16 protein-coding genes, 1 other RNA gene and 2 pseudogenes are annotated in these 19384 nt (G+C 51.5%); 8 read left to right on the top strand and 11 right to left on the bottom strand.

The window, feature by feature from the left end; translation table 11 throughout:
- Positions 1–77 precede the first annotated feature (77 nt).
- The 3 genes from QF045_RS26370 (at position 78) to QF045_RS26380 (ending at position 2294) form a co-directional block, all read left to right on the top strand.
- The gene (locus QF045_RS26370) at positions 78–356 is read left to right on the top strand and encodes a hypothetical protein (RefSeq protein ID WP_306494666.1); all 279 of its coding nucleotides are present in this window, start codon (positions 78–80) and stop codon (positions 354–356) included.
- A gap of 96 nt (positions 357–452) precedes the next feature.
- Positions 453–850, top strand: a transfer-messenger RNA (tmRNA) gene (gene ssrA / locus QF045_RS26375).
- Between the two features lie 187 nt (positions 851–1037).
- Positions 1038–2294, top strand: coding sequence for an integrase domain-containing protein (locus tag QF045_RS26380; protein ID WP_306494667.1), 1257 nt, complete (start codon positions 1038–1040; stop codon positions 2292–2294).
- 146 nt (positions 2295–2440) lie between these two features.
- Here the strand turns inward: QF045_RS26380 and QF045_RS26385 are convergent, their stop codons facing one another.
- The 5 genes from QF045_RS26385 to QF045_RS26405 form a co-directional block, all read right to left on the bottom strand.
- Positions 2441–2710, bottom strand: coding sequence for a hypothetical protein (locus QF045_RS26385; RefSeq protein WP_093202012.1), 270 nt, complete (start codon positions 2708–2710; stop codon positions 2441–2443).
- Positions 2707–3687, bottom strand: coding sequence for an integrase domain-containing protein (locus QF045_RS26390; RefSeq protein WP_306494668.1), 981 nt, complete (start codon positions 3685–3687; stop codon positions 2707–2709). Before QF045_RS26390 ends, QF045_RS26385 begins: the two co-directional genes overlap by 4 nt.
- On the bottom strand, positions 3671–4024 hold the full coding sequence (locus QF045_RS26395; RefSeq protein WP_011332380.1) for a hypothetical protein: 354 nt from the start codon (positions 4022–4024) through the stop codon (positions 3671–3673). Before QF045_RS26395 ends, QF045_RS26390 begins: the two co-directional genes overlap by 17 nt.
- Entirely contained in the window at positions 4017–5417 is a 1401-nt protein-coding gene (locus QF045_RS26400) for a YfjI family protein (protein ID WP_306494669.1), read from the bottom strand. Before QF045_RS26400 ends, QF045_RS26395 begins: the two co-directional genes overlap by 8 nt.
- Positions 5418–6488: 1071 nt before the next feature.
- The gene (locus QF045_RS26405; protein ID WP_306494670.1) at positions 6489–7025 is read right to left on the bottom strand and encodes a LasR-specific antiactivator QslA; all 537 of its coding nucleotides are present in this window, start codon (positions 7023–7025) and stop codon (positions 6489–6491) included.
- Between the two features lie 528 nt (positions 7026–7553).
- Here QF045_RS26405 and QF045_RS26410 point away from each other — a divergent pair.
- Positions 7554–7886 carry a hypothetical protein gene (locus tag QF045_RS26410; protein ID WP_306494671.1) on the top strand — a complete coding sequence of 111 codons (333 nt, stop codon included), beginning with the start codon at positions 7554–7556 and terminating at the stop codon, positions 7884–7886.
- Between the two features lie 354 nt (positions 7887–8240).
- On the opposite strand, the gene QF045_RS26415 is transcribed toward QF045_RS26410, so the two are convergent.
- The 5 genes and pseudogenes from QF045_RS26415 to QF045_RS26440 form a co-directional block, all read right to left on the bottom strand.
- Complete coding sequence (locus tag QF045_RS26415) at positions 8241–9494, bottom strand: restriction endonuclease subunit S (protein WP_306494672.1); 1254 nt, start codon at positions 9492–9494, stop codon at positions 8241–8243.
- 4 nt (positions 9495–9498) lie between these two features.
- Positions 9499–11136 (bottom strand): class I SAM-dependent DNA methyltransferase, encoded by a 1638-nt coding sequence (locus tag QF045_RS26420; RefSeq protein WP_306494673.1) that lies wholly within the window; start codon positions 11134–11136, stop codon positions 9499–9501.
- Positions 11130–14228, bottom strand: a complete 3099-nt coding sequence (locus QF045_RS26425; protein WP_306494674.1) for a type I restriction endonuclease subunit R — start codon at positions 14226–14228, stop codon at positions 11130–11132. Before QF045_RS26425 ends, QF045_RS26420 begins: the two co-directional genes overlap by 7 nt.
- Positions 14225–14443 carry a helix-turn-helix transcriptional regulator gene (locus QF045_RS26430; protein WP_306494675.1) on the bottom strand — a complete coding sequence of 73 codons (219 nt, stop codon included), beginning with the start codon at positions 14441–14443 and terminating at the stop codon, positions 14225–14227. Before QF045_RS26430 ends, QF045_RS26425 begins: the two co-directional genes overlap by 4 nt.
- Positions 14444–15178: 735 nt before the next feature.
- A pseudogene (locus tag QF045_RS26440) lies at positions 15179–15546 on the bottom strand (integrase); the annotation flags it as partial.
- A gap of 159 nt (positions 15547–15705) precedes the next feature.
- Between QF045_RS26440 and QF045_RS26445 the strand changes: the two are divergent.
- Positions 15706–15984: a hypothetical protein gene (locus QF045_RS26445; protein ID WP_306494676.1), complete on the top strand. Its 279-nt coding sequence runs from the start codon at positions 15706–15708 to the stop codon at positions 15982–15984.
- A 422-nt stretch (positions 15985–16406) separates the two neighbouring features.
- Entirely contained in the window at positions 16407–16664 is a 258-nt protein-coding gene (locus tag QF045_RS26450) for a DUF6124 family protein (RefSeq protein ID WP_306494677.1), read from the top strand.
- On the opposite strand, the pseudogene QF045_RS26455 reads toward QF045_RS26450, so the two are convergent.
- Positions 16655–16822, bottom strand: a pseudogene (locus tag QF045_RS26455) (molybdenum cofactor biosynthesis protein); the annotation flags it as partial. The gene QF045_RS26450 and the pseudogene QF045_RS26455 overlap by 10 nt on opposite strands.
- Positions 16823–16929: 107 nt before the next feature.
- On the opposite strand from QF045_RS26455, the gene QF045_RS26460 reads away from it, so the two are divergent.
- On the top strand, positions 16930–17826 hold the full coding sequence (locus QF045_RS26460; RefSeq protein ID WP_306494678.1) for a LysR family transcriptional regulator: 897 nt from the start codon (positions 16930–16932) through the stop codon (positions 17824–17826).
- Positions 17827–17940: 114 nt separating this feature from the next.
- A complete protein-coding gene (locus QF045_RS26465) occupies positions 17941–19380 on the top strand; it encodes a glycosyltransferase family 39 protein (RefSeq protein WP_306494679.1) in 1440 nt (479 codons plus the stop codon).
- Positions 19381–19384 lie beyond the last annotated feature (4 nt).

Consider the following 19384-nt stretch of genomic DNA (forward strand, 5'->3'; position numbering starts at 1 on the left):
AACGAGGCCCATCAGTGATGTCGCTGGCAAGCCCGCAACGCCAGCAGCGTCGAGCCCATTTCGCAAGGAGATACCTTATGAAGCGTTCCGCTCTTGCTGGCTTGTTCATGACCGCTGCGATGCTGGCGTCCCCTGCCTTTGCGGCCGGTGATAAAGACCTGTGCCAGATCAACCTCGACAAAATCAACAACGGCAAAGCGCTCCTCGCTACCGACACCAGTGGCAAAAGCGGCGAAATCGACACCGCCGTCGCCCAAGCAAAAGCGGCCAGCGCCGCGGGTGATCACAAAAAGTGTATCGAAATCACCTCCAAGGCCCTGCAAGACCTGCAGAACAGCGAAAAAGGCGGTCAGTGAGTGATAACGGGGCCAACCTTCGGGTTGGCCTTCCGTGACGGTTTGGCGTACACTGCACAGGCTTGTCACTCACGAGAAACAACGAGTTACAAGCACGGGGCCGTTTAGGATTCGACGCCGGTCGCGAAACTTTAGGTGCATGCCGAGTTGGTAACAGAACTCGTAAATCCACTGTTGCAACTTCTTATAGTTGCCAATGACGAAAACTACGGCCAGGAATTCGCTATCGCTGCGTAAGCAGCCTTAGATCCTGAGCTTCTGGTACCTTCGGGTCCAGCAATCACCAGGGGATGTCTGTAAACCCAAAGTGATTGTCATATAGAACAGAATCGCCGTGCAGTACGTTGTGGACGAAGCGGCTAAAACTTACACAACTCGCCCAAAGCACCCTGCCCTTCGGGTCGCTGAGGGTTAACTTAATAGAAACGGCTAAGCATGTAGTACCGACAGCGGAGTACTGGCGGACGGGGGTTCAAATCCCCCCGGCTCCACCATTTCATCATCTAAAGACGTCTACGGACGTCTTTTTTTGTGCCTGGAATCCATTAAATACGGGGGCTTCAGGGCTATTGCGGGCTTTCGAGGTTTTTAGAGTTCCAGGCAATTTGGTATTCCCAATGGTATTCCCGGCTACCCGGCGCTAATCTTGGGAATACCAAAAGGTGTCATGGAGTACTTCTCATGTGCGCTCAAACCACTCGCCTCTCCGACCGTCAGCTCAAGGCGGTCAAACCGAAAGACAAAGATTATGTCCTCACCGATGGCGACGGGCTCCAACTGCGAGTCAGGGTCAATCGCTCGATGCAGTGGAATTTCAACTACCGGCATCCCGTCACCAAGAATCGAATCAACATGGCACTCGGCTCTTATCCCGAGGTTTCTCTTGCGCAAGCGAGGAAGAAAACCGTTGAGGCCAGAGAGCTGCTTGCGCAGGGCATCGACCCAAAAGCTCAGCGCAATGAGCTGAAGGAAGCCAAACGAGCGGAAACGGAACATACGTTCGAGAACGTAGCCACCGCGTGGTTCGAATTGAAGAAGGACTCCGTTACCCCGGCGTATGCCGAAGACATCTGGCGCTCGCTCACACTGCATGTTTTTCCAAGCATGAAATCAACGCCGTTATCGGAAGTGAACGCGCCGATGGTCATCAAGCTGCTTCGTCCGATTGAAGCTAAAGGCAGCCTCGAGACAGTTAAGCGAGTGAGCCAGCGCCTTAACGAGATCATGACCTACGGGGTCAATTCCGGAATGATCTTTGCCAACCCTCTCAGCGGCATTCGAGCGGTGTTCAAGAAACCTAAGAAAGAGAACATGGCAGCGCTACCACCAGATGAGCTTCCGGAGCTCATGATGGAAATCGCGAACGCCAGCATCAAGCGGACGACCCGCTGCCTGATCGAATGGCAGCTACACACTATGACCCGCCCTGCCGAAGCGGCGACTACCCGATGGGCAGACATCGACTTCGAAAAACGCATCTGGACCATCCCTGCAGAGCGAATGAAAAAGCGTCGTCCGCACACAATCCCGCTGACCGAACATGCACTCTCGTTATTGGAGACGCTTAAGCCCCATAGCGGCCACAGGGAATATGTGTTCCCGTCAGATAGAAATCCGCGCACCCACGCGAATAGCCAGACAGCCAACATGGCATTGAAACGAATGGGCTTTCAGGACCGCTTAGTCAGCCACGGCATGCGCTCCATGGCCAGCACAATTCTGAATGAGCATGGATGGGATCCGGAGCTAATCGAAGTCGCGCTGGCGCATGTCGATAAAGACGAAGTTCGAAGCGCCTACAACCGGGCGGATTACATCGAACGCCGGCGTCCAATGATGGCCTGGTGGAGTGAACATATCCAGAAGGCAGCCACCGGCAGCCTGTCGGCATCCGCCATCAATCAAACCAGGGACCGTAACGTCGTGCCGATACGCTGAGCAGGCGACAATTCGTGCCGTGCAGCAGGGCGACTGAAGTGGCGACTGTCGCTAAATCAGCCGCATGCCTGCGCTTCTTCGGCCAAGCCCCCAAGTATGGGAAGGCTCCGCATTCCCATACTTGGGGGCTCACGCTTAAAGGTCTATCAGACAACCACGAGTTGCGCCTTTCTGCGGCGGATCAGCCCTGCTGTTAACTCATAGTAATAGATGGTCGCTGGTGCTGAGCAACGCAGGTAGTGCTCTAAAAACCATCTGGTGTGCTTTTCCTTCCAGGACCAAGGGGTCGCACAACTCCAGCGCTCACGAATCGCCTCGTGCATCCTTTCTGCCTGCCTGATATGCCGCTGCCGCGTGGCATGCGCACCTTTGAGCACGGGGCTCAGAAACAACGCCATATCGAACTCGGACTTCATCGACGACCTCCGATGTAGGCACTCACCACGTCGATGCGGTTATGCCCCAACTCGTGGCTGATCTGCTGACGTGCACGCCGATCGAGTGCTCGATCCTCTCGTTGACCACAACCGCCATTGATGGGCGCGGAGAAGCCGGTCAGTTGTTCATAGCGCTCACAGGCGTAAGCCGCCCGCAGTTCATGAAAGCCTTTCAATCCATGCTCATGCATGATGTCCCGCGCCGGTCGTACGATTGTCTGTAAGAAATCTTTGTAGCTTTCATCAGGTGTTAACAGATTCCGACTGCCCTTGGGTGAGGCCTCGCTGGCCCTGTCGAGGGCGCCACGAACTTGATCCGTGACCGCAATCCAACGCGGTGCCGATGCGCCTGATCGACCGCCTTTGGTGCCGTCCTGGATATCGATCTTGCCCAGTTGCCGGACCTCACGTTGCAGTCGGGGCAGATCGGCCAGGATCGCTTCGCGCAGGCGCATACCAGTCTCACGGGCGAGGAGCACAATGGCACTCACCCTCGATTGCTGACGATCTGACAGAGCCCGCGCGATCAACTCGACCTGCGCACGGTCTTGGCCTTGCGGAGCCTCACTACGCACGCTTGAGCGCTGCAAGCCAAGCGCCTTACTCGGACTCGGGATTTTGACGTACTGATCACCGCGCAGCGCGGCCATCGTTCGGTTCACGCTGGACAGTCGGTTCTGCGCGGTGGCAATACCGACGTTGCCCTGATCAACCTGCTCCCGCACGTGGACGGCGTACCGCATGAGGATCTCGCGGTCTATCTGGCGCGCGTCGTTGACCCTCGGTCCTTCATCGGATCGACACCAATGCACGAACGCCTGCCAGCGATCACTATGGGCTTTGACGGTAGCAAAATGGCCGTCGCCAAACAGGTCTTTCAGTGCTTGCGGTCCAGCATAGCTAAGCTGGCGACCGAAGCCGAAATTGCGCCCCGCTCGCTTACCGACCCGAGCCATTTTTCTGTTCCTGATCGACTGCCGCGAGATCATGCAAAAGGGCTCGCCAGTGCGCACTTACAATCGCGAACTGAGCCCAATCAGTCGGGCGAAAACACAGCGTGTTGTCGGTGACGTAAAGATGCGCACCCTCCTCTTTCAACCATTGAATAATGGCTGTCGTAGAGGCGATAGCTTTATGGGTGGTGGCGACACTGGCGACAGCGGCGACAACCCTTGTCCTGCCTGGTTTTGAGCGTGGCGACAAAGTGGCGACAGTAGCGGCGACAAATCGCGCTTTGGGCTCCTTTTGACGCTGAGCCAGATGGTTGCGCAGCGCTTCATCAAGATTAAACATGGCCCACCTCGAAGGTGTGGCCATCAGTGATCAACCACTGATGATCAATCAACTCGACCAGCAGCTTAGCGGCATGACGACTGCTCTTGCGGGCAAAGCGGGGACCGTTGCGATTCAATTCACGAATACTGAAACGCTTCCAATCTTTGACCTGTAGCCATCGCAGCAGCCGGTCTGCCTCCTCTTTTACTCGACACACTGGCTCCTGCTCAGTCAGGCGCTGGATCTCGTTGAGGTAGTAGCCGACTAAAGCGGAGGCCCGTTGGATATGGTCGACCTCCACGACGCTGCTCTCCTCCACAACTGCAAGAATGCCGGCGACGCGCAGCAGGTTATCTGCGGCCTTTGATCCGCTGGGCCGTACGCTGGCCAGCTCGCCAAACTCCCCCAACTGAGCTTCGATAGCATCATGCAAATCAATCCACCGACGACGCGCCAGCGGACTGAGACTCAGCTTTGACAGCTGCAAGGCTCCGTCAGCGGAAAGTGACCAAGGCTGATAAAACAGAGCCGAAAGGCGGTGATGATAGCGCTTGAGGGCGGCGTCTTTGGACAAGTCGACAGCCTGGTAGCTACGTTGCCCGGCTAGACTGGTTGGCCAGGTCATCAAGCAGCGCCCTAGAATGCCTTGGCCCTGCAGCAACGGGTCACTGAGTAACTGCATGGCCAAATACGGTTGCAGCATCAGGTGCAGGCTCAGGCGTCGGTCATAGGCTCTTAGGCTTTCGCCTGCCATAGAGCGAGCACGATCAATCGGGCTACCGTCCCAGAGTGACGACAAGGTCGTGACCGCTTTCAAACGGTTGTCCCGACTCATGGTGCTGCTGCCAAGGAATTGTCCGCCCTCGTCACAGAACAGCCCCATGCACGGCAAGTCATGGCAGAGCCCCTTGATCAGGGCCTCGATCGTCGGGTCTGTGGTGATCAGCCGAGGGGCCGAAGGCTCCGCTTCGAGCGGTACGCTGTTTGTGGGGGCGGGATCGGCAGGACTGATACGCTGCGCTTGTCGCTGTGCGGCACGGTACCGAAAGAGCTGCTCACGATAATGTTGCCACTGTTCACGCTCCCATTGGCGCGCTGGCAGCAGTGCGGATCGGTCTGCCGCGGTCTTGCGATCACCGGACGCAGCCACCGTGATCAGGTACAACGACAGGGGATAATGTCTGCCGTCGAGTTGTAAGCCCGCATGACCTTGAGTGGCCAGGGCCGAGGCGGCCAACACCGATTGCGCGGCCAGTGCTTGGGGCACGCCGATGACCTCGGCCATGCGCTCAACCGCAGGCCCAAGAATCCCACCCAGTGCCTGCACGGGATAAGGCTGGGGCACGGGGTTCGACTCAATCAACGGTCGAGGTGGTCGTGGTAGTTCAAGCTTCGGATCTAACTGCTGCATGGGCCCTCTCCTCGATCATTACTGGTTGTCCTCACGTAGTCCCGCCACGGCTGTTGAGTGTTATCAGGGATCAAGGCCCCTGCGGCCTGTGAGGTGTTCACTGACGTGGAACGAACGGCTCCTTACGACCGGGAGCAAGGGCATGACCCATGAATCTGGCCTCCTTAGACGCATCCGAAGATGCGGGCGGGTGGAGGCTGTGCCGGCTGACGAGTTCGGCACCTGGAGATCCTGAGCGGGAGAAGGCAACAACATCGACACCTGGGGCATGCCTGACTGTCAGTCAGGTGCAGTCTTTCCATAGGCTGCGGCACCGGCGCCTGTGTCGTTGCGGATTGCGGCGAATCGGATTTGTCAGGCCGATTGTCACGAGGAGAGATGCGGCAATGCCCTTTGTGACGTGGCTTGCAGCAGTGGTACGAGCGCCCGTCTCTTTCCAGAAGAAAGAGACGGGCGCAGTCGGGCGCAGCGAAGTGCGTCGAGAAGTGAGGTTGCTGTAGCGCAGCGAGGAGGGTCCATCGTCTGCCGCAATGGACAGATAAGCCGAGTAGGCATCCTTCACTCTTGGGGAGTGACCGTGCGAGCCGCCGGACGCTAATCGCACTTCGGGAGAACCACCACCAAGTGGCGTAGCCTTGAAGGTTCTGGCTACCTGGGCAGGTGCTGTCAACGACAGCGATCCGTGCGCCAATTTTTATACCCACTCGAAAAGGCGGTCAAGCGTCACGGCCAAAGCGCTTAGAAAGTGGCGACTGTCGCCACTTTTGTCGCCATGCTCCAGGCCACGTTCCACGTGGGCTGTCGCCGGCGTCGCCGCTGTCGCCCACCCCCCTACATCCATGCCCAACGAGGAAGATCCGCACATACACTGAAATGGCGCCGCGCTCGATAGAAATCGCGGGGAATTACCGACGGGTGAAAGCAAGCATGGCGCTAACCAAATTTGAAAATGAGAGGGTGGAACGCGGCGGCTTCGAGAAAAAGCGAGTGAACCCTCCGATCGGCGCGATCAAAGATCGCTTGATCGGAGGGTTTGGCGGGAAAAGCAAATCTCAAACGTCAATTACAGGCTCAGGCATCAAAGCGGGTTGATGGGGAAGTGACGGCCTCACGTCGCATAATCAGCGTCTGCTGCAACCGCAACAAAAAACCTGCTTCAAATGCCTCTTGTGGATCACCTGCACGATGACGTTTTCGGTCCTGAGACAGCGCCCACCATAACGGTAGTGATGAGCCTTCAAGCCAAGTCTCTGCGCAACGAACACCCTCCTTTATTACCGGAGCGAACTCATCGCCCCAAGGTGTTTGGATCGCGGGAGACCCTTCTGCGGGCGGAACAGAGACGTACTCATGGATCTGTTGATGAACGCTTTGAGCTGGAATACCAGTCAAATTTCGGAATGCCTTGTCGTACAAAACGGCGGCGTCATCCAACAGCTCAACTGCCAGTTCAACGTCTTGCGGAAAATGAAGCAAAATACTCTGGGCTCCGTTAAGCCGGAGAGTGGCAGCCTGCCGCAGTTTAATCGCCGCACCTTCAGGCGTAAGCGATGAGGTATCGATGCTGTTGGGTTTGGGGAGGCCAATGAGAAGCGAAAGATCAAACATCGCGGAATCCTCCGAGATAGTTTGCAGCTTCAACCATTTGGTCAAGGTGGCGCACGAGCTTAAAAGGGGGACATGCCATTTTCCTTATCTCCTTGGTTTGATTAAGGAATGCCATCCACCGTTGCGACACGAATAGGTGGCACACCGTACAGGGGTCGCAAACCGGAAACCAAGGAACCCGGCCAGGCCGAAGCCTGCCCTGCACGGTGCGCCATAGAAAAGCAGCAGCTAGCACTTGAAGTGCTGACTGTGCGATATGGCACATACCGCGCCTTGGTTCCGATTCAGGTTGCGACACCCGGTCGCGGGATTGACCGCGACGGAGCAAAGCGTAAATGTGAAACCGCGACAATACAAGCATGAGTATCAATAAGTGCCGCATCCGAATGAAAGCGCCAGGCAAAAACTAACGTTCGTAGGCATCTAGGGCTTAGGCGGGTCAGGTACCACGCAACGTCTTTTCACTATCGAATCCGATCACGCTGATAGAATCGATAACGCTATACATTACATCACTCGAGAAATGGTATGAATACAGAGCTTACGGAAGAAGAAATGCGTTGGGCGCTATTTGGCGAGCCTGAGACCCCGGCATTAGCAAATAACTCACACGTGCAAGCCACCACTCCGGATGTCGTGATTGTGGGGCCGGCAAAGGCAGCGGAGAAAAAGAAACGTTCAAAAGCCTTTACTCCCCGGCTAAGAGTCACACTGAAGGTGGGAAATGAATTCGAGGGAAAGATGCACGAGATGGTACATGAGGCCGATACGCTGAGCTCCCTAGTTGCAGAGCAAGAAGCTACAAAGACGGCCAGAAAAAAATTCAGGTTTGTGGAAGTGGTATCGGTCGAATCGATGTAAGCGGCCCTCTAATGTGGAATAAATCGCATTCTGTTACCGTGAGTAACTCACCGACCAGCTCGCGTCGATTGAGGGCTCAAGCCTCCCTGCTCGGGACACAGCTGGCCTATGGCGTAACGCCGTATAACTAATATCTGGACTACAGTTCTTTAGGACCTGATGAATCGGCACAGGATGATCAAGTATATGCTTTCGCGTGAACTGCTAGGAATTCTGTTGACGACTAATTAGGAGTCTCCGAAACCTCCCGGCTGGCCCACTTCGGCCAGTTCCGGTAATAATATCTCGTCTTGCACCCGGAAACATAAAATACGCCGGGAATGTGGCGAGCTTCCTCAGGGAGGCTCGCATTGATCATTTTGTTTTCACTTGACCGCTCATTAGCATTGGGAGAAGCCAGTTACGAATTGCTTTAAGCTGCATATTTTCTTTCAACAGGATATCCCTCTGCTTAAAGAGAGATTTACAGTGCTCTTCATAATCTTCAAGTAGATTTTTGGGAGGGAGCGGCGCTTTGAACCACTTAATACCATTCAGATCCAAGTGAAGAACGAGCGTTCCGGATGCAAAGTGTTTTATATATTGGTGATAGCTTCGCGAATTAAAAAGTTGCTCTAGGTACGCCACACCGAAAACACTTGAAGAAACTGATGCCACATCGCATGAAATCAAAGGATTAATTTCAAAGATGTCAGGAATAACAAATGCCTTGCCTGTTATGTCCGCGTTTCTTGTTACATCAGTGATAGCTACAACAAGATCGCCAGCTCTAAGTTGACTGTCAGGCTTGAATTTGCCATTAAAATACTTTGTTCCCTCTGGTTTGAACTGCCCGCTCAGGGAGAATGAGTTTAAGTTTATGAAAGGGGCACCCCTTTCTTGGATGTCAGAACTTTTATATGAGATCCCTCTCTTGAAAGAAATTACATCTCCAAGCTCGCATGCCTTCCAGCCCTCTGGGATCTCACGCTTCAAAATTTGGTTGTAACACATTTTACCACCGGACGTTTTGTACGGTTGTCCGTTAGCATTAGGAAAATCAAACTGAATAAACCAATAGTTGTAGAGAGCTTCTGCCATAGCTTCCAATTCGGCGTTGATACCGATATTTATTTCTATTTTTTTGTCGATTTTTTTCAAAATTGACGCAGCACGCGCCTGTTCGTCTAGTGGTGGGATACGTATCTCAAAGTTGGGGAGGTCCTTTAATGCAATCCTGTCGACTGTTGCGCCGCGGATTGTATTTCCTACGATCGTTTGTTGAAAAGCGGGCGATAGATAAGCATATAGTAGGTAGTCCGATAATACTTTATCCGGCTTTGGTCGCAGTAATCCCATGCGTCGGCCCAGGCATGCTTTAATTCCTGAAGGCATCAAAGCCGCTTCACCTAATCGAGTTTCATAAGAAAACAACAAGTCACCCTCTAAAGGCGTAACTCGCTTAGTCCATTTTTTAAAGTCTGCATCGCTCAAAAACGCGGATTTAGACAGGTCTAACCATCCCTGGTTCAAGCTTGATATGCTAAGGAAGTATGGCCCAGATTTTATTTTTTTTGGCGTTGCGTGTGGGCCATCATACACTTCGGCAATTTCACCAATAGTGGTCATATACTTATCCATTTAATACAGCCTTGGAAAGTTGCTCTTTAATATCTATTTCTAAGGTTTTTGACTGGTTAAATAGATGGTCAAGATTGTCGATAAATTTACCCATTTTGGCAGCGAACTGCTCCGGAGTAATATCCACGTGTTCAATCTTTACATCGAAATACTGACCGGCGCTTAGGCTGTAGTTTTTCGTTGCTAAATCTTCGTAAGTAACCGCCACCGAGAAGCCCTCTTTTGCTTGCTTGGCGTTGAATACATCAATTATGCATTGTTCTTCTTCCTGCGCGAGCAGCGTTTTCTGATTTTTACCATCTTTGACTTTTTGACCAAGATTGGAGGCGTCAACCAGAACTACATCGCCTTTGTTATTGTCGTCTATAAAGAGAATGGATACATTGGTGCCGGTGGTGGCAAAAATATTGGAGGGCATAGACACAACACCGGCGAGCATTTTATTTTTGACTAAGTGTTCACGAATGCTCTTATCAATCCCTGACTGCGCGGTGATAAAACCGGTTGGCACTACCACTGCAGCTTTACCGCCAGCTTTCAACGAGTAGATAATGTGCTGCAAGAACAGTTGGTAAATCTCCATCTTGTCCTTGGCTTTGGCTTTTATCTTTGGTATGCCAGCAAAAAAACGATCTTGGTTTTCCTTAGTATCTAGCGAATTTCTGATATCACTAAAATCCAATTTGAAGGGCGGATTTGATACTATGTAATCGAATTTTCTTAGAGTCTTGCCATCTTTATGGTGAGGATGAAGTAAGGTGTCGCCCTCAATTACGTTCGGGATTGAATGAACAAGATTGTTGAGGATTAAGTTGAGTCGCAATAAATTGGACGACTTCTTGGATATGTCTTGGGTATAGATTGAACAACGCGTCTCACCTATTGCGTGAGCAACATTCATCAGCAGAGTGCCAGATCCTGCAGACGGATCGTAGCAACTGACATTTCTAATGCTACCTTGTTGCTCTCTCGGTACAAGTATCTCCGCCATAATGCGAGCTACTGCATGAGGAGTGTAATATTCTGCATATTTACCCCCTGAATTGCTGTTGTAATCTTTGATTAAGTATTCAAAGATTGTTGCATAAAAATCAAATTTCTGATCAAAAATTCTTTCAAAACTGAACGTTGCTAGCTTGTTGATAATAGCTCGGCAAAACGTGTCCCGTTTAGAAACAGTCACATTTTCACTGATCCTAGTAAAAAGCTGTACTTTTTCTCCGGTATCAGTCATCACTGCAAATATGTCATTGTTTAGTATTGCAATGTCTATTAGGGTATCATCAAATAATTTTGCAAAATCCGCTTCGTTTTGTTTTTTATACAGATAAGATATTAAATGCTGAGGCTTTAAAAGTGCTGTATCACTTGAGCCTAAACGTCGTTGTAACTTCGTATAAGCCTGGACTGACAATTCATTCAGCTTTTTCTCCCAATCCTGCGCCACGGACAAAATCGGATATATTTTTTTTGTTTCGTACGCAAATTTGTCACTTAAAAATTTATATAAGAATGCTTGGGTGATGATATCAAATTCACTTGCGCTATTCCCCAGGCCGTTTGTTGCGCAAATCGACTTTAAGTTATCAATTAGTTCTTTGGTGTTTTGTTGAAATTCGATTTCTACCACGTTACTGCTCCGGTATTAAATTCTTTCGTGTATTCGTTAGCGACTAGATGCTGCAGATAGTCAGCTGCAGGTATAGTCAATTCAAACTTGTGATCATCTTCAAATACACTAAATATTTTTGAGCCTATCTTTCGCGTAAAATACTTTTCATTATGGATGATTTGCTCATTATCCAAGATAAGAATGTCAGTTTGATCTTTAACCTCCCTTAGCGCTTCAAATAATTTGCGCTCAGGACAACTTACTTTATTTGTCTCTAATATTCGCTTGTGCACGCGCACGTACTTTCTGTCGCCGGAATATTTTTGTCTTAACTGTTCGTTTTCGCGATTCAGCTCTTTGGCACGGCTGTGAATTTTATGGAGCTCATCAATATTGGCTATCATTTCGTCCTGAGTGACTTCGCTAAGATTTTTTTTCTTAAATAGGCGCTCAAGCTCTTCCTTTAAACTTACAAATATCGGGTCGTGCTGGTCAAAGTTGCTTGTCAAAGCTTCACGGGTTTGGCGAAGCGTATTCTTCAGTTTGTCGGCTAGTACAAGTTCTTCTTCACCAACCTTGATGAATTTGAAAATAACATCTTCCAACGCAACACTCAGTAGGTTTATGGTGTCTGTGCCTTGCTCAATGCTTTCCTTGAGATTAAGCATGTCCAGATGATTGCTGGTTTCCCGATAAAGAATGTTCAACTTGACGAAGTCAAGCTTGTCGAGGAAGCTATTTTCCTCCTGCAGGCGGATTAAGTTGTAAAGGCTTTTTGCGTCAGCAAGCGCATTCTTCAACGCCAGAATGATTTTTCTGTCCTGAATCTGACAAATCTGGTTAGTGAAGATCTCGGCATTTTCAATGTCAAATCGGAAGAGCAGGTCTTTAATGTGCTCGATTTCCTGTCTAATCTCCTGTTGAGATTTAAACAGGTTGGAGTAGTGCTCCATCTCGTCACCAAGCTCTGACTGTAGCTCGTCAAAGTAGGCTTTATTTGTTACATCAAACTCTTTGCGAATATCGGCAAAGTCCACTACATAGCCATATCGAAAATTTTTGTAAGTCCTGTTAACTCGGGTAAGAGCTTGCAGTAAGTTGTGCTTGCGAATTACCCGGCCTAAGTAAAGTTTTTTTAGGCGCTTGGCATCAAATCCGGTGAGAAGCATATTGTAAACAAATAATAAGTCGATCTTGCCCGCTTTAAAATCCTCAACCAAGTTTTTGCGATCTTCCTTAGTGCCTGTATCGTGCAGTATGAGAGCGGCGCTCTTTACCTTGTTATCTAGTTTCAATTTTGCTGCATAGCTGCCTTGCTTAACGTCGTTAATCAGTATTTTTGCCGATTCTTCTATCCCATAGAGTGGCTTTAACGGATCTGCATAGATACGTTGGAAAATATCATACATCTGTTTTGCTTGGTCTGAGCTATCACAGATGACCATGCCGCCAATAGTTGACTCGTTAAGTGCTCCACGGCTCTTACTAAAGTCTGTGACGATATAGTCGAGCATGGGTTCGACGAAGCTCGGGTGAGCATAAATGAGCTTGCGATCCACATCGCCCATTTTTACCTCAGCCTCTTCTAACGCCTGCTGTAAAACCATTTTGTAGTTAGTAGCAATTTCTTCCCTGATAAGACGTAGTGTGTAGCCATCGGCAATTGAGGCGTTGTAATAGTATTTATGGATGTAAGCCCCGAATAGCGCCCGGGAGTTGTAGTCTTCGCCTAGTAGTGGTGTCCCCGTCAGACCAATCTTGATGGCATCGGCATCAGACTGGGTCAAGTTAGCCAAAAAGCTACCTTTGGGGTTATAACTCCGATGTACCTCATCTAGAAAATAAACTCGCTGGATGTCAACGTCGTAGTCCTTTGTGGATACCACGTCAGGGTCATCTTTAAACTTTTGAATATTTACTACGGTGATTTCAGGTTTGCCAGAATGGTTATGAATTACCTGGGTCGCTTTAATATCATGAGTAAATGCTTTACGGGAATTAATGGTATGTACGGTCAGACCACGAGCCGTAAACTCCATCTGAGCCTGCTGCAGCAAATTCAAACGATCTACAATAAAGTAAAATTTTGGAATGACTTGTTGCTTCTGGAAATAGTCTGTCAGGAATTGCACGTTGTAGAATGCGAGTGCGGTTTTCCCGCTACCTTGGGTGTGCCAAATAATTCCTTTTTTGATACCAGCATTCAACTTCCCTTCGATGGCTTTTGTTGCGAATAGCTGCGGGTAGCGCATGATGTGCTTTTGTAAGCCGTCAGGTTCTGAGACGTACGCAATCCCATAGCGAAGAATAAATGCTAGTCGCTCCTTACTAACTAAAGAAGTACAAATACGGTTGGTTGGTCGATTCGGATCTTTATTGATTATGAATTCTGGATTGCTGCGAATTACTTCTAAGTTATTGTCCTTTAAAACCCGAAGCTCGTCATCGTCCTTCAATGGTCTTAGAAGCGCCGTTAGATTTAATGTTTCTTCTTCGCGAAAATAGTTAAATATTGGTTTCTGGTAAGAGGCGCTAGCATAGAAGGCGCCTTGGATGGGCTCGGGATCAACGTTGTCATACTCCATGTTATTGGAGAAGATCATGTATTGCGTAATATTGGTGAAGCGTTTGAATTTTGGGTTCTGAAAGCGTTTATTAATGCGAGAGCGCTCTGCAATTATACCTTCGCGATTGTTTGGTTTTTTAACCTCAATAAAAATCAACGGCATTCCGTTAATCAACAATGTTATATCTGGGCGAAATTCTTCATCACCGTTCTTGCAGGTAAGTTCGGTGACCACATGAAGACTGTTATTATTGAAGTTTTCGAAGTCAATTAATTTGGTATTGGAGCGATCACTGAGTCTCTCAAAGAAGGCTCGACCCAGATCTTCATTATCCAACAATAGTTTGACATCTTCCAGCAACCTACCTGCGTCATTGAGCGCAATGTCGGGATTGATTTTCGCAATAGCAGCATTGAATAATTCAGGAAATATATTGGTATCCAGATCCCAAGATTGATTTTTCAGTGACAAATAACTGTACCCCAACTTCATTAAGTGAAGAATAGTTGGGATTTTTACTCGAGTATCTTCATTAAATTTCATAACAGTCCCTGTTTACTGGGTGTGTGTTCGAACAGCTCGCCTATCTGGCATTCAAACAGCTCGCATAACTGTTCGATTGCTTCCAAATCAACTTTTTGCGCTGTTTCCTTGTACAGCAGAGTAATGGTCGCCCTGCTCAATCCTGTTTCTCTGGCGACATCTGCTATACGCATCTTGCGTTCACCCATCAGACGTGCGAGATGGCAGCGGATCATTGATTTAGTCTCTTATTCGGCGGTCAAATTGGCGGTAGGATGGTACCACAAAATGCGGTTCTGGACGACATTATTTTAGCTGGAATTGCATAATTCAACTTGACTGAGCGGTTTTCGGAGTTTAACGAGGGAATCTACCAGAAGGGTGATGCTCTGGATTTCTAAAGGATATGGTCGGCGCGCCCCTATTGCCAACTTTGCGCGACTCGATAGCTGGTTGCCTCGCAAGTGAGGTCGCTTTCGCTTGCACAGTTTTACCTGCACCCGTGTATCACATGAAATTCAACGTCTTTGATGATCCTGCAGACTCGGGTCGGAGGGGATGCGATAAAGCTTCCATATCCCCCATGACACATGAATAGCCCTAGAGAGCTAAATGCAATGATCGATTAATTCGTGGCGTATTCTGTCCGTAAATTCATTTTTTATGCGATGTCTGGCTCGATGTCCTCTCGCGATAGGGAGTTTTGCCTACGGTGTAAAATGCCAAGACTTGTCTAGACGCATCGTGAGCAAACACACGGTCAGGAGAGAGTAATAGCACGTCGATTCAGTGTGCTGGTTTTGATTCAAAAACTGCGCAACGTGTTTTCTCTGCCAAGTCCATGGATTGTCGCGTTGCCAGCGCTCAGCGATTGCTGTTGGATGGTATCGCCTGATGGTGATGGCGTTAGCGAGTGGTGCGTGACCCGGTCAAGACGCCTGCCAGGAACAGCTCCATATCGAATGCCGTGCTCATGCTCGACCACCAATGTAAGCCGACTCCACGCCGATACGGCCGTGCCCCAGCTCATAGCTGATTTGTACTCGAGCCTCCTGATCGAGGAGTCGGTTCATCTAATAGCAATCCACCGTTGATGGGCGCGGGATGATGGGTGATTTTGCTCGTAACGTTCGCATGCATCGGCTGCCCGCAATTCATGGAAGCCTCTGAGGTTGTGCTTATGGAGGATTGTCCCGTGCGGGGCCGACGATGCTCTGCAAGAAATCGAGGTAGCGTTCATTTGCTGCAAGCAGGTTGCAGCTATCGTCAGGCGAGACCTGTTTGGTAAACCTCAGTGCGTCACGAACATGAACGTCTACCATATCCAACGAGGTGCTAACGGGTGCAGAGATGAGCCAGAATGTGCTCGCCCACAACCTTGAAAATCATCGGCACGGCTGACTTCCTGAACGCGTTGACGGCTTTAAACCGGTCAATTTACTTTCTCCAAAGGGCTTTAAGAGGTTTCTGAGCCGTTTTAACTGTTCCAGGAAACGTCATGGCCATGATCGGCGAGAAACGTGAGCAGGCCCTATTAGCGTCGACAGAGAAAACCCAATTCAGCGTTTTACACACTCTGGCCAATATTCTGCCTGTTGCCCCGCGGCTATACGCAGCTCACCGCTCATCATGGATACGAAGTACTCTAGTCAGCGCGGATGTGAACGGTTTTCAGATCGAATACAAACAGGCGGTCAGGTGGAGCGCAATTCGCAAGGTATTCCAATTGGTATTCCAACCAAAAAACAAAACAAATATTAATTATAAAAATCAATAAGATAAAAGTCAGGTTCAGATTACCCCGGCCCACCAATTCGAAGCATCAACAAAACCCGCCTTATACGGGTTTTGCTGTTTCTATGGCTTTAAAAAGCCCAGCAGCCAGACCTTCAGAATTTTCCTGCAAGAAGCCGCGCCATTGATGAACTCCCCCTCCCGCTCCCACCCCGCTAATCTCCCACCGTCGCTGCAAAATCAGCGACCGGGTTTAGCAGCTCGGTTAATATCAAGGCCTGCAGAGCCATCCTCCATTCACGCGATGCTTTGAGCATCCGCTGGATTGCGTTATGGCGGCTGTGCGAGGGGCACTTTCGGGTGCGCCGGGTTCCTTGATTCCTGGTCTGCTAACCCGCGTACAGTCGCCACCCTTTTCGTTTAGCAGCGATGTCTGGCGACTCCATCAATCAAGGAGTTTCAGTTATGAAAAAGATCACCCCCAATCCCCCAACCACCCTCTTCACCCTCGCCCCAGGCATCCCCGCCGAAGCCCTGCTGGTCCAAGCCAGTGAAACCCTCGCCTCGCTGAACGCCATGACTACCGATCTGGCCTTTGAACTGGAAGGCTCGCACCGCCACAAGTTGCTGGCTGCTCAACAACTGATTGTGCTGGGTGAGTTGCTGCTGGAGCGGATGCTGGATACTCAGATAGCCACTATGCAACCACCTGTCGCAACCTGAGCGCGGACTTTATATAGGTCATCCTTGAGCAGGTTGCGTTCACGCAAGCGGCGTCCAGCCTCCGATAGCCGGCTGATCAACAGTTGCCCGGACGTAACACAGACAGCCGATACCGCAATATTCAGCGGTACAAACACTGCATCCGACGTTACGCTCATGTCTTTCTCCGGCATGCCGCTATCAATCGAATGCCTTTGAGGCTGTTTACCCTGCGTTGATCTTGCGCCAATGACGACCGTTCACTTACTCCCTGGCAGGTGCCTTGATGGACATCAAACAACTCAAATTCCTGATCGCGCTGGAGCAAACCCGTCACTTCGGCCAGGCCGCCGCGCGCTGCCATATCACCCAGCCGACGCTGTCGATGCGCCTGCGCAATCTGGAGGATGAGCTGGGCCTGGAGTTGGTCACTCGGGGCCAGCGGTTCGAAGGCTTTACCGAGGCTGGGGAACGTGTGCTGGCCTGGGCCAGGACTTTGCTCGCGGCCCATGACGGGTTGTTCGCTGAAGCGGCGGCGTGTCGGGGGCAGTTGGTGGGTAACTTGCGTCTGGGGCTGGTGCCGCTCAGTGGTTTTAACCCGATCAGCTACATTCAGGGGCTGTCCCAGACGTTTCCGGAGCTGAAGTTCAGTCTGTCGTCCATGAGTTCGGACAAGATCATCGAGGCGTTGGGCACCAATCAGTTGGACTTGGGGGTGTGTTACCTGGACCACGTGAACGCCAATTACCTGGATTTTTTCGAACTGGGCGAGACCCGCGTCGGCCTGTTGTATGACACGCGCCACTTTCACTTCGAAGGCAGCGAGATGAGCTGGGAAGACGCTGCCGCATTGCCCCTGGGGATGATCAGCACGGGCATGCACTATCGCAAGTCCATCGACCTGAGCTTTCGCAGTCGTGGCCTCGACCCCCAGCCTATTCTTGAAAGCGACTCAACCTACCAGCTGTTCCAGGCGATCCATGAAGGCTTTTGCTGCGCAATTATGCCGTTGGACAGCGCCCTGGAAAGCCCGATTGAAAACCTGGCGTTTATCCAACTGCCGGACGCCAGTGTGCTCGCGCCGCTGGGGATGGTGATGCGCAAGACCGAACCGCGTTCGGCCATCGCCGAGAAGTGTTTTGCGCACGCAAGAGAGCTGTTTGCCGCCAAGGGGCAAGGTTAACCGGGCCTCACAAAAACCCCACACTCGTTCACGAACCGTTAAGAAACCCCTCCTTATACTCGCCGGTAGCCATGGCCGCTCCCCCGAGCGGTCCCCCTGCTCGGTAGTCACTCCATGACGCGTCCCGTTCCCCTGCTGCTCCTGCTCGCTGGTCTGCTGTTTTTCTTCGCCCTGGGCAACCATGAACTGCAAGGCTCCACCGAAGCCCGGGTGTCCGGGATCGCCATGGCCATGCACCTGGACAATGACTGGGTGGTGCCGCGCCTGTTTCGCGAGCCGTTTCTGGAAAAGCCGCCGCTGAGCCTTTGGCTGGATGCCGGGGCGATTCGTGTGTTTGGCGCGAGCACCGGCGCCGTGCGCTTGGCGTCTGCTTTTGCCGGGTTGTTCAGCGTGATGCTGCTTTACGGCATGCTGCGCCGGTTCGGGCGGCCCAGCACGCTGGCGTTCAGCGCGGCGTTGATCCTGGCAACCATGGCCAGCTATTGGGGCAACGTGCGCGGGGTGGGTGAGGATTCATTGCTCAGCCTGGGGGTGACGGCCGCGTTGCTGGGGTTCTATCAGGCGACGCGACCCGAGTCGGAGCGCCAAGGCTCCACGGTGTGGGCCTGGGCGTTATTTACGGCGGGGATGGTCATCGCCACGTTGAGCAAGGGCGTGCTGGGCTTGGCGATGCCGGGGATTGTGATTTTCGTCTACCTGGCCTGCACCAGCCTGATGGATAAACGCCTGCGTGTCGGCGACTGGCTCAAGCCAGCGCTGTTCACACTGCTGGCCTTGGTGCCGCTGCTGATCTGGCTGGGGTTTCTGTTTCAACGCGGCGGCATGCAGGCCGTCGGTGAGGTGCTGTGGACCAACAGTGTCGGACGCTTCAGCGGCTCGTTCGTCGAAGCCGGGCACTACGAGCCCTTCTACTACTATTTGGCCAAACTGCCTGAGGCTTTCCTGCCGTGGAACATCCTGGTGTACCTGGGCCTCTGGCACTTTCGCAAAAGCCTGGCGAGCAACCGCTACCGCCTGTTTTTCAGCGTATGGCTGGTGGCGCAGTTCACCCTGCTGACCTTGGCCTCCAGCAAACGCACGGTCTATTTGATGGCACTGACCCCGGCTGCCGCCGTACTGGCTGCCGAATATGCGCGGGTGCTGCTGGAGTGGGTGAGCACACATAAGCCGGCGCTCTACCGCTACCACCGGCGCATCATCGGCGCCGTGTTCAGCCTGGCTATCGCCTGCTACCTGAGCGCAGCGTTCTGGTTTGCGCCGAAAGCCGATGCGCGTCACTCATTCGTGCCCGTCATCAGCCAGGTGCAGCTATTGCAGGATGAGGGCAAACAAGTGGCGCTGTACCAGCCCAATGAACGGATCGCCGGGGCCAGTGTGTTTTATCTGCAAGCCTACTTGCCGATTCTGCAGACCGAGCCTCAATTGCGCGCCTTTCTAGGCGCCAGGCCCGGCAACGTCGCGCTGTTGGACCATACCGATCGCCTGGATCAGAACGTGACCGTGATCAAGAAAATGTCGGTCAACCGCCAGCCTTACTACTTCGTCGAGCAGTAAGGCC

Source organism: Pseudomonas sp. W4I3 (genome assembly GCF_030816195.1).
GTDB lineage: Bacteria > Pseudomonadota > Gammaproteobacteria > Pseudomonadales > Pseudomonadaceae > Aquipseudomonas.

Coding starts and splice junctions, on each gene's coding strand:
- QF045_RS26405 (WP_306494670.1), bottom strand. CDS start 7,025: ATGTTTGATCTTTCGCTTCTCATTGGCCTCCCCAAACCCAACAGCATC.
- QF045_RS26430 (WP_306494675.1), bottom strand. CDS start 14,443: ATGATCCGCTGCCATCTCGCACGTCTGATGGGTGAACGCAAGATGCGT.
- QF045_RS26450 (WP_306494677.1), top strand. CDS start 16,407: ATGAAAAAGATCACCCCCAATCCCCCAACCACCCTCTTCACCCTCGCC.
- QF045_RS26390 (WP_306494668.1), bottom strand. CDS start 3,687: ATGGCTCGGGTCGGTAAGCGAGCGGGGCGCAATTTCGGCTTCGGTCGC.
- QF045_RS26385 (WP_093202012.1), bottom strand. CDS start 2,710: ATGAAGTCCGAGTTCGATATGGCGTTGTTTCTGAGCCCCGTGCTCAAA.
- QF045_RS26395 (WP_011332380.1), bottom strand. CDS start 4,024: ATGTTTAATCTTGATGAAGCGCTGCGCAACCATCTGGCTCAGCGTCAA.
- QF045_RS26465 (WP_306494679.1), top strand. CDS start 17,941: ATGACGCGTCCCGTTCCCCTGCTGCTCCTGCTCGCTGGTCTGCTGTTT.
- QF045_RS26380 (WP_306494667.1), top strand. CDS start 1,038: ATGTGCGCTCAAACCACTCGCCTCTCCGACCGTCAGCTCAAGGCGGTC.
- QF045_RS26370 (WP_306494666.1), top strand. CDS start 78: ATGAAGCGTTCCGCTCTTGCTGGCTTGTTCATGACCGCTGCGATGCTG.
- QF045_RS26415 (WP_306494672.1), bottom strand. CDS start 9,494: ATGACCACTATTGGTGAAATTGCCGAAGTGTATGATGGCCCACACGCA.
- QF045_RS26400 (WP_306494669.1), bottom strand. CDS start 5,417: ATGCAGCAGTTAGATCCGAAGCTTGAACTACCACGACCACCTCGACCG.
- QF045_RS26445 (WP_306494676.1), top strand. CDS start 15,706: ATGGCCATGATCGGCGAGAAACGTGAGCAGGCCCTATTAGCGTCGACA.
- QF045_RS26425 (WP_306494674.1), bottom strand. CDS start 14,228: ATGAAATTTAATGAAGATACTCGAGTAAAAATCCCAACTATTCTTCAC.
- QF045_RS26460 (WP_306494678.1), top strand. CDS start 16,930: ATGGACATCAAACAACTCAAATTCCTGATCGCGCTGGAGCAAACCCGT.
- QF045_RS26410 (WP_306494671.1), top strand. CDS start 7,554: ATGAATACAGAGCTTACGGAAGAAGAAATGCGTTGGGCGCTATTTGGC.